This is a genomic window from Amycolatopsis sp., from assembly GCF_025464955.1.
Lineage (GTDB): Bacteria > Actinomycetota > Actinomycetes > Mycobacteriales > Pseudonocardiaceae > Amycolatopsis.
Map to the genome: position 1 here is coordinate 18,355 of NZ_JAODNM010000063.1, position 13,890 is coordinate 32,244.

The 13,890-nt window shown below is 67.5% G+C and carries 15 protein-coding genes; 11 read left to right on the forward strand and 4 right to left on the reverse strand.

The window, feature by feature from the left end:
* Nucleotides 1-14: 14 nt before the first annotated feature.
* Genes JWQ81_RS14135 through JWQ81_RS14155 form a run of 5 tightly spaced genes read left to right on the forward strand, consistent with a single transcriptional unit; the run spans nt 15 to nt 5,267 of the window.
* Nucleotides 15-545 carry a cupin domain-containing protein gene (locus tag JWQ81_RS14135; protein WP_297541487.1) on the forward strand — a complete coding sequence of 177 codons (531 nt, stop codon included), beginning with the start codon at nt 15-17 and terminating at the stop codon, nt 543-545.
* Nucleotides 546-575: 30 nt separating this feature from the next.
* Complete coding sequence (locus tag JWQ81_RS14140) at nt 576-1,526, forward strand: 2,3-dihydroxyphenylpropionate 1,2-dioxygenase (RefSeq protein ID WP_297541489.1); 951 nt, start codon at nt 576-578, stop codon at nt 1,524-1,526.
* A complete protein-coding gene (locus tag JWQ81_RS14145; RefSeq protein ID WP_297541490.1) occupies nt 1,523-3,910 on the forward strand; it encodes a xanthine dehydrogenase family protein molybdopterin-binding subunit in 2,388 nt (795 codons plus the stop codon). Before JWQ81_RS14140 ends, JWQ81_RS14145 begins: the two co-directional genes overlap by 4 nt.
* Nucleotides 3,907-4,761 carry an FAD binding domain-containing protein gene (locus tag JWQ81_RS14150; protein WP_297541492.1) on the forward strand — a complete coding sequence of 285 codons (855 nt, stop codon included), beginning with the start codon at nt 3,907-3,909 and terminating at the stop codon, nt 4,759-4,761. Before JWQ81_RS14145 ends, JWQ81_RS14150 begins: the two co-directional genes overlap by 4 nt.
* The gene (locus JWQ81_RS14155; protein WP_297541494.1) at nt 4,758-5,267 is read left to right on the forward strand and encodes a (2Fe-2S)-binding protein; all 510 of its coding nucleotides are present in this window, start codon (nt 4,758-4,760) and stop codon (nt 5,265-5,267) included. Before JWQ81_RS14150 ends, JWQ81_RS14155 begins: the two co-directional genes overlap by 4 nt.
* Before the next feature lie 4 nt (nt 5,268-5,271).
* Here JWQ81_RS14155 and JWQ81_RS14160 read toward each other — a convergent pair whose 3' ends face one another.
* On the reverse strand, nt 5,272-5,973 hold the full coding sequence (locus JWQ81_RS14160) for a GntR family transcriptional regulator (RefSeq protein WP_297541495.1): 702 nt from the start codon (nt 5,971-5,973) through the stop codon (nt 5,272-5,274).
* A 154-nt stretch (nt 5,974-6,127) separates the two neighbouring features.
* Nucleotides 6,128-6,595 (reverse strand): MarR family transcriptional regulator, encoded by a 468-nt coding sequence (locus JWQ81_RS14165; RefSeq protein ID WP_297541497.1) that lies wholly within the window; start codon nt 6,593-6,595, stop codon nt 6,128-6,130.
* Between the two features lie 275 nt (nt 6,596-6,870).
* Between JWQ81_RS14165 and JWQ81_RS14170 the strand changes: the two genes are divergently transcribed.
* From JWQ81_RS14170 to JWQ81_RS14185, 4 genes are all read left to right on the forward strand, one after another.
* Nucleotides 6,871-7,578 carry an alpha/beta hydrolase gene (locus tag JWQ81_RS14170; RefSeq protein WP_297541499.1) on the forward strand — a complete coding sequence of 236 codons (708 nt, stop codon included), beginning with the start codon at nt 6,871-6,873 and terminating at the stop codon, nt 7,576-7,578.
* Nucleotides 7,579-7,652: 74 nt separating this feature from the next.
* Nucleotides 7,653-9,335 (forward strand): FAD-dependent monooxygenase, encoded by a 1,683-nt coding sequence (locus JWQ81_RS14175; protein WP_297541500.1) that lies wholly within the window; start codon nt 7,653-7,655, stop codon nt 9,333-9,335.
* On the forward strand, nt 9,332-10,189 hold the full coding sequence (locus tag JWQ81_RS14180; RefSeq protein WP_297541502.1) for an enoyl-CoA hydratase/isomerase family protein: 858 nt from the start codon (nt 9,332-9,334) through the stop codon (nt 10,187-10,189). The genes JWQ81_RS14175 and JWQ81_RS14180 overlap by 4 nt, the downstream gene beginning before the upstream one ends.
* Nucleotides 10,190-10,211: 22 nt before the next feature.
* The gene (locus tag JWQ81_RS14185; RefSeq protein WP_297541504.1) at nt 10,212-10,877 is read left to right on the forward strand and encodes a hypothetical protein; all 666 of its coding nucleotides are present in this window, start codon (nt 10,212-10,214) and stop codon (nt 10,875-10,877) included.
* A gap of 49 nt (nt 10,878-10,926) precedes the next feature.
* Here the strand turns inward: JWQ81_RS14185 and JWQ81_RS14190 are convergent, their stop codons facing one another.
* Complete coding sequence (locus tag JWQ81_RS14190) at nt 10,927-11,346, reverse strand: lipocalin-like domain-containing protein (protein ID WP_297541506.1); 420 nt, start codon at nt 11,344-11,346, stop codon at nt 10,927-10,929.
* Between the two features lie 82 nt (nt 11,347-11,428).
* Complete coding sequence (locus tag JWQ81_RS14195; RefSeq protein WP_297541507.1) at nt 11,429-12,079, reverse strand: NAD(P)H-dependent oxidoreductase; 651 nt, start codon at nt 12,077-12,079, stop codon at nt 11,429-11,431.
* Nucleotides 12,080-12,416: 337 nt separating this feature from the next.
* On the opposite strand from JWQ81_RS14195, the gene JWQ81_RS14200 reads away from it, so the two are divergent.
* Together JWQ81_RS14200 and JWQ81_RS14205 are read left to right on the forward strand one after the other, a co-directional pair.
* Nucleotides 12,417-12,971 carry a VOC family protein gene (locus JWQ81_RS14200; protein ID WP_297541509.1) on the forward strand — a complete coding sequence of 185 codons (555 nt, stop codon included), beginning with the start codon at nt 12,417-12,419 and terminating at the stop codon, nt 12,969-12,971.
* Between the two features lie 43 nt (nt 12,972-13,014).
* Nucleotides 13,015-13,890 (forward strand): fumarylacetoacetate hydrolase family protein (locus tag JWQ81_RS14205; RefSeq protein WP_297541511.1); only part of this gene is annotated, 876 nt, incomplete at its 3' end.

Below are 13,890 nucleotides of genomic sequence, written 5' to 3' on the forward strand. Positions count from 1 at the left end.
CCCTCAGGAGCACCATGTCCGAGAACATCCCGCTGTCCGAGCGTCCGATCGCGGTCGCGCCCTCGGTGCAGCGTTTCCGCCGCCTCGTGACCGGCCTCGACGACGATGGCCGCTCGACCGTCGTATCGGACGAGACCTGTGCGCACGTGCAGGTCATCGCCGACACCCCGACGTTCGCGATGACCGACTTCTGGCGTCACGAGAAGGTGCCTGTCGAGAACGCCGGGGCCTTCGACGACGGACTCGGCGGCCCCGCCGAGATCTCGCCGCCCCCGTCCGGGTCGGTGTTCCGGATCGTGGAGTTTCCTCCGGATCGGGAGTGGGACGACGGCAGCGGCCTGCGCTCCCGCATGACCCACAGCACGGCGTCTCTCGACTACGCGCTCGTGCTGCGGGGCTCGATCTGGTCGGTGCTGGACGCCGACGAGCGGGAGCTGACCGCGGGGGACGTGCTGATCCAGCGCGGCACCAGCCACCTGTGGTCCAACCGCTCCGACGAGCCGTGCCTCGTCGCGTTCGTCCTGGTCGGCGGCACGGCCGTCTGAGCACGAGCAACGCTCCGGAAAGGACACCAGATGGCCACCGTCGTCGGCTGTGAGAACCTGTCGCATTCGCCGTTCTGGAACATCGCCCCGGCCGGCACGCCCGAGGAGCCGGGCGGGCATTTCACCGAATCGGTCGACCGGCTCCGCGTGGCGGCGGCCGCGCTCGCGCCCGACGTCGTCGTCGTCTTCGGGCCCGACCACGCGCGCAACCTCTTCTACGACTGCATGCCGCCTTTCTGCATCGGGATCGGGGGCGTCCACGGGATAGGCGATTACCGGACACCGCAGGGTGATCTGCCGCAGGCGGGTCCGCTCGCCCGGGAAATCTTCGAGGGGGTGACCGCGCGGGGTTTCGATCCGGCGGTCTCCCTTGACCTGGGCATCGACCACGGGCTGACCCAGGTCTACGCGAAGCTGTTCCCGGCACTGGACGTCCCGATCGTGCCGATCATCGTCAACTCGGGCTGCCCGCCGCTGCCGAGCTTCCGGCGTTGCTTCGACTTCGGGCACGCCGTCGGGCAAGCGATCCGTGGTGCCGCTACCGCGGCCCGCGTGCTCGTCGTCGGGTCCGGGGGACTGTCGCACTGGCCGGCCTCGATCTCCGCGGAGGACCCCTCGATCACCCCCGAGTGGCGTGACTTCCTCATCCACGGCCGCTCCCGGGTGGCCGAGCTGGAACCGATCCGGGAAGCGCGGGCCCGGGCGCTCGCCGCAGGTGAGTCGACAGGCCAGGTCAACGCGGCGTGGGACCGGGCGCTGCTCGACCGGATTTCCCTTGACCCGGCCGTGCTCGGCCGGCTCGACGCGGAAGACGTCGAAGGCCTTGCCGGGCCAGGGGCTTTGGAAGTACGGACCTGGGCGGCCGCGACCGCGGCGTGGGGCGGCTCACTGGAGTGGACGGCCTACGAGCCCGTTCCGGACTGGATCACCGGCATGGGGATGGCTTCGAGCAGCAACGACGCTGAAATGAGCAGCACATGACCCTTACCCAACCTGACTCCGCCACCACCGCCGGATCACTCGTCGGCCGCTCGGTACGCCGCAAGGACGGCGACCTCGTCCTCACCGGGAAGGGTGGCTACCTCGACGACATCGAGTTCCCCGGCGGGGTACTGCACGCCGCGTTGTTGCGCAGCCCGCACCCCGCGGCACGGATTCTGCGCGTGGACACCACTGCCGCGGTGGCGCGCCCGGGCGTCCGGGTGGTGCTGACCGGCGCAGAGGCAGCGAAGGTTACCGAACCCCTCCCGCATTTCTACAACCCGGCCATGGTCGGCGGCGCCACCACCGACTTCCACCCGCTCGCCGTGGACGTCGTGCACTACGTGGGCGAACCGGTCGCGGCCGTCGTCGCCGGCAGCCTGCAGGAGGCCCAGGCGGCGGTGCGGGACATCGTCGTCGACTACGAGCTGCTGCCGTTCGTGCTGGACACCGACGCGGCGATGGCGCCGGATGCCCCGGTGGTCTTCGACGGCTGGGCGGACAACGCGGTCTGCCGCCTGCCCTTTGCCGAAGGCGATGCCACGGCGAAGCTGGCAGCGGCTCCACACACGCTCTCGGGCGAGATCTTCATCCAGCGCTACCAGACGACCCCGATGGAGACGCGCGGGTACGTGGCGACGTGGTCGGCCGACCGTCGCCTCACCTTGTACGCCTCCACGCAGAACCCGCATCCGCTGCGGTCGCACCTCGCGCAGGTGCTCGGCATGGCCGAGAGCGACGTGCAGGTGGTGGCCCCGCGCCTCGGCGGCGGGTTCGGCCACAAGTTCCACAGCTACCCCGAGGAATCGCTGCTCGCGTTGCTTGCTCGCCAAGCCGGAGCGCCGGTGAAGTGGCTGGAGAGCCGCGAGGAGTCGCTGCTGGTCGGCGCTCGGGAGTACGTGCACCGCTTCGAGGTCGGCTTCGACGACACCGGCAGGATTCTTGCCCTCAAGGACCGGATCCGGGCCAACGTCGGCGCGCTGGGCCCCAGCGGCGGCTGGGCGCAGGCGTTCGTCGCCGGGCTCACCTTGCCCGGCCCATACAAGATCGACGACTACGACGTCGAGATGGTGCCGGTGGCCACCCACAAGGCGCCGTGGAACGGCGCACGCGGCTACGGCAAGGAGTCGGCGGCGCTGCTGCTGGAACGGGTCGTCGACCTGGTCGCGCAGCGCCTGGACCTCGACCCGGCCGAGGTGCGGCGGCGCAACCTCATCCCCGTCGCGGAGATGCCGTACTGGACGGCTACCAAGCACATCGACGGCGGCGACTACCACGCCGCGCTCGACCAGGTCCTCCAGGCTGCCGACTATCCGGCCCTTCGCGCCCGTCGCACGTCCGCGCGTTCCGAGGGGCAGCTGTTCGGCATCGGGATCTCGTTCGAACTCGCCCCGGAGGGCGCCGACCTGGCGGGATCGCTGGTCCGTGGGCACGACACCGCCACCGTGCGGGTGGACCGGTCAGGCCGGGTCACCGTGCTCACCGGCGTCACCAGCCCGGGGAGTGGCAACGAGACGGGCATCGCCCAGCTGGTGGCTGCCGAGCTGGGTGTCGGCGTGGACGACGTCCGCGTCAAACAAGGCGACACGGACCTGTGCCCCTACGGTTACGGCAACTTCAGCAGCCGGTCGCTGACCGTGGGCGGGGCCGCCGCCGTACTCGCCGCGCGCGACGTCCGCGCCACCTTGGCGCAGGCAGCCGCGTCATTGCTGAAAACCGAGGCGGCCTGCGACTTCGCCGACGGGCACGTCATCGACACCGGCACCGGCGAGCGGCTGCCGCTGCCGGTCGTGGTCAATGCCGTGATGACGTTGGGCGGCGCCGGACTGGGCATCACCCACAGCCGGCTGGAGTCGACGCGGACCTACACGCCGGAGAACATCCACCTCGTGCCCGACGCGCAGGGCCGCGTGTCCGTCTATCCCTCCTACTCGCATTCGGCGCATGTCGTGTCGGCGGAGGTGGACCGCGAAACCGGGCAGGTGAAGCTGCTGTCCTTCGTCGGCCTGCACGACTGCGGCACGGTCGTGAACCCCATGCTCGTGCGCGGCCAGTTCCTCGGTGCGATCGCGATGGGGATCGGCGGCGCGCTGTGGGAGGAGTCGGTCTACGGCGCTGACGGCAGGTTGCGCAGCGACACGCTCAAGCGCTACCTCCTGCCGCGCTCCACCGACCTTCCGTTCATCGAGACCGTGACCCGCGAGACCCCGTCGCCGTTCTCGATGTTCGGCGTGAAGGGAGCGGGGGAGAGCGGGGTGGGCGGCGCGCTCGCCGCGGTCGCTAACGCCGTCAACGACGCTCTGCTGCCGCTGGGTGTGTACGTCCACCACATGCCGCTCAGCGCGCCGCGGTTGCTGAGCGCGATCAAGGGAGCGCGATCATGATCCGGACCGCGTTGCGGCACCATGCCCCCACGGAGCTGGCCGAGGCTGTCGCGCTCCTCGACACCTACGCGGAGCGTGCGGCCGTGCTCGGCGGCGGCACCATGCTGGTACCGCGCCTGACCCGGGGTGACGTCGACCTCGACCACGTGATCGACCTGCGCCGGCTCGGCTTCGGCGCCGCGACGGTCACGGCCGGCAGCGTGCACGTCGGCGCCCGGGTCACCTACGCCCACCTGCTTGCAGCGTCGGCCTTCCCTGGGGCGGCGCAGCTGCTGCAACGGGTGGCGGGCGGGATCACCGGTGGGCCGCAGATCCGTTGCCAGGGCACGATCTGCGGCTCCGCCGCCTACGCCAATCCGTCCACAGAGGTCCCCGCGGCGCTGGTCGCGCTGGACGCGACAATGCACCTGCATGGACCGGGCGGTCCCCGGAGCATCCCGGCGGCCGCGTTCTTCCTCGACGCCTACAGCGTGGACCTGCGCCGCGGCGAGCTGCTGACCGGAGTCACGGTGGCGGCGCGGGCGGCCCGGCTTGGCTATTACAAGCTCAAACTCGCCGAAGGCAGCTGGCCGATCGCCACTGCCGCGGCCGTCCTGCCACCTGCTGGCGTCGGGTACACAGGCGCTGTGGTCACGCTCGGGGCGATCAGCACCAGGCCGATCCGGCTCGACTTGGCCCCGATGCTCGACGACTCCGGCCGGCTCCCGAGCGACGCCGACCTCGACGACTGGGTCGCCGAGCAGATCGGCGAACCCTGGGATGACGAGCTGGCCCCGGGCAGCTACCGCCGCATGGTCGCCGGCGTCGTGCTGCGCCGCGCCTTGCACCGAGCCCTTGAGGAGAACCGATGACCGAGCTGGCGAGCGAACCCGTCCCGGATCGTGAGGTGTCGATGACCGTGAACGGCCGGCCGTGCCGCGTCCGGTGCGAAGATCGGCACCTGCTTGTCGAGGTGCTCCGCGAACAGCTTCGGCTCAAGGGCACCCACGCCGGATGCCTGAACGGCGATTGCGGCTCCTGCACGGTGGAGCTCGACGGGCAGCCCGTCAAGTCCTGTCTGGTGCTGGCGGCCGCGGCCGACGGCGCCGAGATCATCACTTTGGAGGGAGTCGCGCAGCGCCGTGAGCTGGACCCGGTGCAGCAGGCCTTCTGGGACAACGACGGCTTCCAGTGCGGCTTCTGCCTGCCAGGTCAGATTTTCGCCACGCGCTGGCTGCTGGCCCGCGACGCCGAGCCGGCCGACGCCGTCATCCGGGAGGCCCTGGCCGGCAACATCTGCCGCTGCACCGGCTACCAGAGCATCGTCGAGTCGGTGCGCGCCGCGGCGGCCGGCCTGCGCGGCGAGGCAAGCCGCTAGAGAGTCAGTGCGGGTCGACGACGTTGGCCATGATGTGGTCCTCCATGGTGCGCCGCGCCAGCTCGCCGTCCTTGGCCTGCAGGGCCCGCCGGATGCTCTCGTGATCGAGGTGGCGATGGGCGACGCTGTGCAACGGCTGGGTCAGCTCGGCGGTGTTGATCAGGAAGTCGCTGAGGTCCCACATGCGCTGGCTCAGGTCCGCGATGATCGCGGAATCGGCCATCGCGTGGATCTGCGCGTGGAACTCGCGATTGTGGATGCGGTAGGCGTGGGCCCGCGCGATGAGGTCTTCCTCGTCGATGAGCGCCCCGATGCGGGCTGATATCTCGTTCAGGGCGCGCAGGTCCGCGTCGGTGCGGCGGGTCGCGGCGAGCGCGGCGACGGCGCCTTCCATGCCGGCGAACAGGGCGAAGAAGTCACGCACTTCCTGGGCGCCGTAACTGGCTACCCGGCACCCGACCTGCGGGATGATGGTGACCAGCCCGTCCGCGGACAGCACGCGCAGCGCCTCCATGATCGGCTGCCTGCTGACCTCGAACTCGGCGCTGAGGTCCTCCACCGACAGCTTCTGCCCGGCGGTGTAGATCCCTTCCAGCAGCCGACCTTTGATCTCCTGCTGGGCCAGCGCGCCCAACCGCATGGTGCCGCGTGCTCGCCGGTCGCCGGAACCCGCCGGGAGATCGCTGGAACGTCCGTTGGAAACCACCAGCCAACTGTATCTCGCCGGGACTCGCGATCGCCGGTTTCGGCAGCTGTGTCGATCACGGCGTGAGAACCGCCCGGGCGCGCAGGATAAGGACTAAATGGTCCTTGACCGCGTTCCGGCTCGCGGCTAAGGTCGGGACTTGCCGGGTCGACCCCTATTTCTGCAGGTCCCGCGTGAACCCTGGAGCGTCGGCGAACTCGGAGAAGGTGTAGTGCCGGAGTACGTCGAGGAAGGCTTGCCGCTGGGCTGGGTCGACATGGCCGAGGAGATCCTGCTCGGCCTTCTGTGTCGCAGTTGTTGCACGCTGGCAGAGCTTGCGTCCGCGGGCGGTCAGGGTCGGCCGGCGAGCCCTGCGGTCGCGCGGATCCGGGGTTCGGACAACCAGTCCTTTGGCCTCGAGGGAGTCCAGGGTCGCGGAGATGACGGACTTGTCGATCTTGACGAGTGTGGACAACTCCAGCTGGGTCATCGGCGAGGACATCAGCGCGACCATCACGAAGTGTTCTTTGAGGGTCACCCCGGTCGCCTCCAGCGCGGCGGACTTACTTTGGCCGAATCCGAGCCAAGCGCGGTTCAGTAGCCAATTGACGTCGCCGTGCAACGGATGTTCGGAGCCTTCCATTCCGGCATCGTACCCAATGTCCGCGCCGTCGCGTCATCAGATCGAGACCGCGCCGCTCGGCCGCGGGTGTCCTCATCGGACTAGTCTTGACAAAGAACATCTTGGCAAATACCATCCTGGCAGGGTCGATCGTGGATCCTGAGTTGACGAGACCGCTCCGGCTGCCGCTTCGCCCAGCCGGAGGCGAGTCGGTCAGTGTCCCTTCGCGCTTGACCGGTAGCCGACGCGTGGTGCCACGAGCGATATTCCAGTAACCGTGACAAGGAGAAAAAGGCATGAGCGACTCAAGCTCGGTCAGTGCGGCAGTCGACCGGCCGGTGATTCTCATCAACGGCATGGGGTCGAACTTCGAATCCCTGTGGCGGCGGAACGGCTGGGTCGACCAACTGGAGGCGGCGGGCCGGGCCGTGATCGGGGTGGATCTTCCCGGCCATGGAACCGCGAAAGACTCCGCTCAGCGCGACGCCGCAGACCTCCTCCTCGAGGAGGCCGCCAAGCACGGTTCGGTCGACGCCATCGGGTTCTCCGCCGGTGCGTGGGCGTTGCTGCTCGCGGCGAGCGAGCAGCCGGACCTGTTCGAGCGGATCGCCGTTCTCGCCGCCGCCGACGCCGTGCTGACCGGCGGGATGCACAGCGCGGCCATGAACCAGCCGCTGATCGACAGTCTGCGTTCGTCGGAACCCACGGACAATCCCATGGTGAACCTGCTTCGCGGGATCATCGCCGACGCCGGCAACGATCCGGCGGCGATCGCGGACTATCTCGCGGCGAGCAAGCGCTTCGTCACCGTCGAAGGCCTGGGCCTGATCACGGCCAACGCGCTGGTCATCGACGGCGGCGCGGACGGCGCCGGCCAGTCGGAGCTGGTGGCCACGACGATCCCGAAGGCAGAGCACGTGACCCTCGACGGCGCGGACCACTTCGAGATCCCCACCCTCGCGAAGTCCTTGGATGTCGTCGTTTCGTTCATCACCAACGACTAGTAAACGGCACGGGAGCTCAGCGCCGCCGTATCGCTGTCACCGAACTCACACCGTTGTGACGAGGAGAAGTTGAAATGACCGACAATCCCGAAGTCCTGATCATCGGTGGTGGTCCCGTCGGCTTGAGTGCCGCGCTGGCCCTCGGCCGCGCGGGCATCACCTGCTTGGTGCTGGAACGGCGTACCGAGTTCTCCAGGTATCCCAAGGCCAATGGGGTACACGCGCGGACGATGGAGATCTTCCGGGAATGGGCGGTTGCCGAACCGGTGAAGGCGTTGACCGCCGGCATGCCCAACGAGATCACCATCGCCTGGATGACCCGCTTGAACGGGATCGAGATCGGACAGCTCGTCCTCGGCGGGAGCGAGGAGCTTGCCCGCGTCTTCTCCCAGCAGTCGCCGGAGATGATGTCGACCGTGGGACAGCACATGTTCGAGCCGGTGCTCGCCGAGGTCGCCGGCGATCTGGACAGCGTGACCATCGAACTCGGCTGCGAGGTCGTCGATCTCATCTCCGGCGAGGATTCGGTCACGGTGACCTACACCGACCAGGCCGGAGCGCCGCACTCCGTCGTCGCGCAGTACGTGATCGGGGCGGACGGTATCCGCAGTATCGCCCGGCGCGCGCTGGGGATCGGTGAGCACGGTGAGGCGTCGCTGGGAACAGCGATCAACGTTCAGTTCGACGCGGACCTGGATTCCGTTCTCGGTGGCCGTCGTTCGCCCATCATCTGGATCGTCAACCCCGACACCCAGGGAGCGTTCATTCGCGACAGTCCCACCCGGTGGCGGTACAACTTCGAGATCCCGCCCGGCGCCGACGTCGACGCGGTCACCCAAGATCGTTGTGAGCGGGAAGTCGCCGCCGCGATCGGTGCGGTCGTGCCGTTCACCATTCACCAAGTTTGGTCCTGGGGTCACGATCAGGCGGTCACTGACAGGTGGCGCGAGGGCCGGGTCTTCTTGGCCGGCGACGCCGCGCACCATTTCCCGCCGCATGGCGGATTCGGGATGAACAGCGGAATACAGGACGCGCACAACCTGGCCTGGAAACTGATCGCGAGCTTGCGATGGGGTGCCGGCGACGGTCTGCTCGAGTCGTACGAGGCCGAGCGGCTCCCGGTGGCGGAGTTCAACGGTGAAAAGATGATGGAGAACACGCGTCAGATGGAGAAGACCGGATTCCTGTCGCAGGACAAGAGTCTGCTTTCGGTCATCGAGACCGACGCCGGAGAACCCGCGCGCCGCGCGATCGCCGAAGGCATTCCCGCGCAACGAGACCAGCTCGCCTCGCACGGACAGCAGTTCGGATACCAATATGTCAGTGCCGCGATTGTGCCTGATGGAACCGAGCTGATCGAGTCGAGCGTCGCCGAATACCGGCAGACCGCCCGGCCGGGTGCGCGGGCGCCGCACTCCTGGGTGTGTCTCGGCGGCGAGCGGATTTCGACGATCGACGTCTACGACGGCGGGTTCGTCCTGCTTACCGGCCCGGACAACGCCGGCTGGGTGCGGGCCGCCGAGCAGGTTCGTGCCGAACTTGCCGTGCCGGTCAAGGTGCTCGGCCTGGGCACCGACCTGGTTCCGGTCGATGAGCTCCTCGGCGACCTCCTGGGGCGTTATGGCCTTGGGACGACTGGCGCGCTGCTAGTCCGGCCGGACGGGTTCGTCGGCTTTCGCTCGGCCGGGCGGGACGACGACGAGCCCGGGGCGTTGAGCGGCGCGCTGCGGCAAATCCTGGACAGGAGCGTTTCATGAGCAATCCGGGTACGTCCGAGGTATCGCTGATCCGGAATGACGTGGTTCGGCTCCGGGAGGTTTCCGCGGGCTGCTTCGCGGTGGTGATCGACAATCCACCCTTCAACCTGGTTGATTCCCCGGTGTTCGCCGGTCTGCAGTCGGTCAGGTCATTCGCCGAGGATTCGGCGAATGGGGTTCGGGTGCTCGTTTTCGCAAGCGCGAACCCGGAGTTCTTCATCAACCACGTGGGCCTCGACATCTCCGACGAGGGAGTGTCCGAACCCATGGTGATCCACCAGGAGTGGCCCGCCTTCAGTCATTGGCTCAGCTCGAGCCCGGTGGTCACCATCGCGACCCTGCGCGGACGGGCTCGCGGGTTTGGCTGCGAGTTCGCCCTGAGCGCCGACATGCGCTTCGCCAGCAAGGAGAACACCCGAATCGCCATGCTCGAGGTCGGGTTCGGCGCGCTGCCAGGCGGGGGCGGACTCGAATGGAGCCAACTCCTCGCCGGCCGCGCACGAGCCATGGAGTTCGTGCTGAGCTCCGAGGATTTCGACGCTGATACCGCGGAGTTGTACGGCTTGGTGAATCGGTCCATTCCGGACGCGGAGCTCGACGCCCACGTATACCGGCTTGCTCGTCGCATCGCGAGCTTCAACCCGGCCGCGATCGCGATGGTCAAGAGCTATCTCACGAAACGCCAAGCCATTCCACTTCCGGCAGACCTGGCCGATATCGGTGCTGCCGCGGGAAGCCTGCTGTCGACGGACGCTGGCCAGGCCGTCGTCGGCCGTATCATGGCCAAGGCGGGCGGTGTCCCGTTCGACTACCAGACGGAACTCGACCTGCCAAAACTCTGCGACACGCCCTGACTTTTCCTTGGGAGCTTCAACTATGTCTCGAACCGCGCTGCTGCTCGGTGGCACCGGACTCGTCGGCAGTCACTGCCTGGACCAGCTCGTCACCGACAACCGGTACAGCCGGATCACGGTGCTGACCCGCCGGCCTTTCCCTGGCTTCGACGAGTCCGAGGGGCGTCTGGACGTCCGCGTTGTCGATTTCGATCGGCTCGCCGAGCAATGGGACTTCAAGGCCACCGACGTCTACTGCTGCCTCGGCACCACGATGAACTCCTCCCGAGAGGAGTTCCGGCGCGTCGATCACGACTATCCGGTCGAGGCGGCGCGGCTGGCCCATGGCGCCGGAGCGCAGCGACTCGCGATCGTCTCAGCAGTCGGTGCCAACGCCCGGTCGCGAATCTCGCTGTTGCGGGTCAAGGGGGAGACCGAGCGTGACGTCGCAGCCCTCGGCTACGGCAGTGTCGAGATCTTCCAGCCCGGGACGCTGCTCGGCGACCGCACGAAACGGCGCTCCGGACAGGGGATCGCGAACGCAGTCGGACCCGTCGCCGCCCATGTGATGGCGGGTCCGCTCAGGCGCTTCCGGCCGGTCGGGTCCGAGGTCGTGGCGAGGGCGATGATCGCCGCCCTGCAGCTGGACAACCCAGGGGTACATACGCACACCAACAAGGAGATCCTGGCACTGGCCGCAACCACCTGACCAGCCAATCGACCACCTGACCCTGACCGGTCAGGTGGTCGAAGCCCGGTTACTCGAACCGTTCCCAGAGCAGGACAGCGGTAAGTTCTCGGCCGCCGTACGGCAGGGTTTCCGGGTTGGTCAGTTCGAGGCGTGGCTCGACCAGGACGACCTCGCGGGCCGCGGGCGTGTGGACCCAGTTGGGGAACAGGCTCACCTCCGGGTAGTGGACGACAATCGAATCGCGCTCGACGTGGTAGCGCCCGGCGTACGCCACATAGCCACGGGCGGCTTCGGCGGACTCGGCGTCGGTACCGTCGCCGAGTCCGCCGGCCTGATACCTGGAGCGGCCGAGCCGCATGAGCTGTACGGACATGAAGCCGTCCACTGTGTAGACGAGGTAGCCCACGGCGTCGTTTCCCAACGGGTATCCCACGAGCGCACCGGCCCCGTCCCGGACCTCATAGGACACCAACCGCCAGGAACCCACGAGACGCTCCCGAAGTGGTCGGGAATCAGCGCCAGCTTGCACGGACATGGTTGTCCTTCCCGGTGAATCCGAGGGGTGGGGGTCAGACTCGCAAAGTGCCGGCGAGGCTGCGGCCGTGCTCGTGTGCGGTCTGCTCGGCGGCGGTGCGGAACTGCTTGGCCAGCTCCTTGAACGGTTTGAACGCCGGGTTCACCTCGGCCAGGGTGAACTCCAGCTCGACGACCTTCAGCTCCAGCTTCCACACGTCGGCGAGAATGCGGTGCATCCAGGCGGTGGCATGATCCCATCCTTCGCGCGGTGTGCCCTGCGCGTAGCTGCCGCCGCGAACGGTCACCAGCACCGCCTGCTTGCCCGCTGTGGCGGGCTCGACGCCCGCGGTCATCCGCGGATCGCAGATCACCAGGTCCACCCAGGCCTTGAAGTGCTGCGAAACGCCGAAGTTGTACAGCGGCACCGCGAACAGCAAGGCGTCGGCGTCGATCAGTTGATCAGCGGCCTCCGCTGCCAAGGTCACGGCTTCGCGCTGTTCGGGGGAGCGGTCGCCCGCCGGCACGTACGTCGCGTTCACCGCGGTCGACCACGCGGTCGCCGGGATCGGGTCGACGCCGATATGCCGCGTGAGCACCGGTGAACGGGGGTGGGCGGTACGCCACTCCTGCTCGACGATGTCGGCGATTTCGCGGCTGTGTGAGCCTTCGACTCGGATGCTCGCGTCGAGACGAAACAGGGACATGACGACCTCCTGGTCGCTCGGCGATCGGGAGAAACAGACGAATTATGCGGTAAGTATCTCGGCGCTCGCGCGTCGATGGGAAAAGTCAGACGCCGCAGCACGAAAGAGCTGTCCGGCAGTTCGTAATCGAGCGTAGTCACGTACCCGAAACCAGTCAAGGACTACTTGGTCCTTGCATGCGACCCCCTTTCCTTCACCTGATCAAGGACAAATTCGTCCTTGACTGGGACTGGGTTTCTGGTTAGCCTCAAGGGCAACGACGCCGTCCGGCTCTCGCCGGATCAGCGGATTCCCGAGACGCCGCGTCGACGTGCCTTCTGTCGAGAAGAGGAAAGAAATGGCCTCACCGAAACTTTCCCACCTTGTTGTGAACACCAGCAACTACGAAGTGATGAAGCAGTGGTATATCGATGTGCTCGAGGCCGAGATCGGTGTTGAGACGTCGGATCACAGCGCGGTTTTCCTGCGGATCGACGAGAGTCACCATCGGTTCGGTATGTTCAATGTCGCGAAGACCGATGAGTCCGCGTCGATGGCGTTGCCGGGGTCCGATACCGGCTCTGTTGCCCGGCTGAACCATTTCGCGTTCGAGTACCCGACGCTGGAAGCGCTGTGCGGGGCGTACGTGCGGCTCGCCGCCTTGTCGACGACGCCGACGATTTGCCTCAACCACGGCGCGACGATGTCGATGTACTACGAGGACCCGGACAAGAACTCCGTCGAGCTGTACCTCGACAGTGGGTACACCGAGGAGGACCTGGCCGCGTTTTACGCGGGCGGCGACAGCTATGTCCTCGGCGCCACCCCGTTCGACCCCGCCGCATTGCTGAAGGGGCTCGGCGAGGGAAAGTCCGTCGCGGAGCTGATCGCCTGGTCTCCGCCGGACAAGTAACCGGCCGTCTCCGTCAGTTTGTCATTCGAAAGGATGTAGGAAGATGCGGCTCGTCAGTTTTGGTCCCCGTGGCAGTGAACTTCCCGGCGCGCTCATCGGCGACTCCGTACTGCCGTTGGGACGAGTCCTCGCCGATATCGGACTCGAGAGGGCGGGGTCTCTCCGCAGTGCGCTGCCGTTCCTCGCTCTGCTCGGCGAGGGGGTCGACGCGGCACTGAAACGGGGCGACGAGCTGATCCCGGTCGCTCGAACCCGTCTTGGCCCGCCGATCGTGGATCCGCCGAACATCTTCTGCTGCGGTGCGAACTACTTCGGTCACCTGATAGAGCAAGGTATCGACCCGGCGAAGATGCCCACCATGCCGGTCATCTTCCTCAAGCCCGCTTCGACGCTGTCGGGCCCGGCCGATTCGATCGTGCGTCCGGTCGAGTGCGCGCAGTTCGACTACGAGGCGGAGCTCGCGGTCGTGATCGGCAAGGGCGGCCGGAGGATCTCCGCGGACCGCGCCGCGGAGCACATCGCGGGCTACATGATTTCGAATGACGTCAGCGCCCGCGATCTCGGCGAAGGCGAGAGCAAGAAGCTGAATGCGGCCCCGCTGTTTCAAGTAATGCGGATGAAAGGGTGGGACACGTTTCTCCCGACCGGGCCGTGGCTGGTCACCACCGACGAGGCAGGTGGTTACGAGGACATTCGCATCCAGACGTGGGTCAACGACGAACCCCGGCAGGACACGTATGCGAAGGAGATGGCGAACAGCCCTTACCAGCTCGTCGAGTGGGTGAGCGCCACCACCACCCTTCGGCCGGGTGACATCATCACGACCGGTACGCCGGCGGGTCCGGCGGTGGGGATGGCGTCCCCGAAGTGGCTCATCCCCGGCGACGCCGTCCGGATCGAGATGACCGGGCTCGGGTGC

Bases quoted from the DNA above. Each gene is read 5' to 3' on its own strand.
- JWQ81_RS14135 (WP_297541487.1), top strand. From the start codon at position 15: ATGTCCGAGAACATCCCGCTGTCCGAGCGTCCGATCGCGGTCGCGCCC.
- JWQ81_RS14140 (WP_297541489.1), top strand. From the start codon at position 576: ATGGCCACCGTCGTCGGCTGTGAGAACCTGTCGCATTCGCCGTTCTGG.
- JWQ81_RS14145 (WP_297541490.1), top strand. From the start codon at position 1,523: ATGACCCTTACCCAACCTGACTCCGCCACCACCGCCGGATCACTCGTC.
- JWQ81_RS14150 (WP_297541492.1), top strand. From the start codon at position 3,907: ATGATCCGGACCGCGTTGCGGCACCATGCCCCCACGGAGCTGGCCGAG.
- JWQ81_RS14155 (WP_297541494.1), top strand. From the start codon at position 4,758: ATGACCGAGCTGGCGAGCGAACCCGTCCCGGATCGTGAGGTGTCGATG.
- JWQ81_RS14165 (WP_297541497.1), bottom strand. From the start codon at position 6,595: ATGGAAGGCTCCGAACATCCGTTGCACGGCGACGTCAATTGGCTACTG.
- JWQ81_RS14170 (WP_297541499.1), top strand. From the start codon at position 6,871: ATGAGCGACTCAAGCTCGGTCAGTGCGGCAGTCGACCGGCCGGTGATT.
- JWQ81_RS14175 (WP_297541500.1), top strand. From the start codon at position 7,653: ATGACCGACAATCCCGAAGTCCTGATCATCGGTGGTGGTCCCGTCGGC.
- JWQ81_RS14180 (WP_297541502.1), top strand. From the start codon at position 9,332: ATGAGCAATCCGGGTACGTCCGAGGTATCGCTGATCCGGAATGACGTG.
- JWQ81_RS14185 (WP_297541504.1), top strand. From the start codon at position 10,212: ATGTCTCGAACCGCGCTGCTGCTCGGTGGCACCGGACTCGTCGGCAGT.
- JWQ81_RS14195 (WP_297541507.1), bottom strand. From the start codon at position 12,079: ATGTCCCTGTTTCGTCTCGACGCGAGCATCCGAGTCGAAGGCTCACAC.
- JWQ81_RS14200 (WP_297541509.1), top strand. From the start codon at position 12,417: ATGGCCTCACCGAAACTTTCCCACCTTGTTGTGAACACCAGCAACTAC.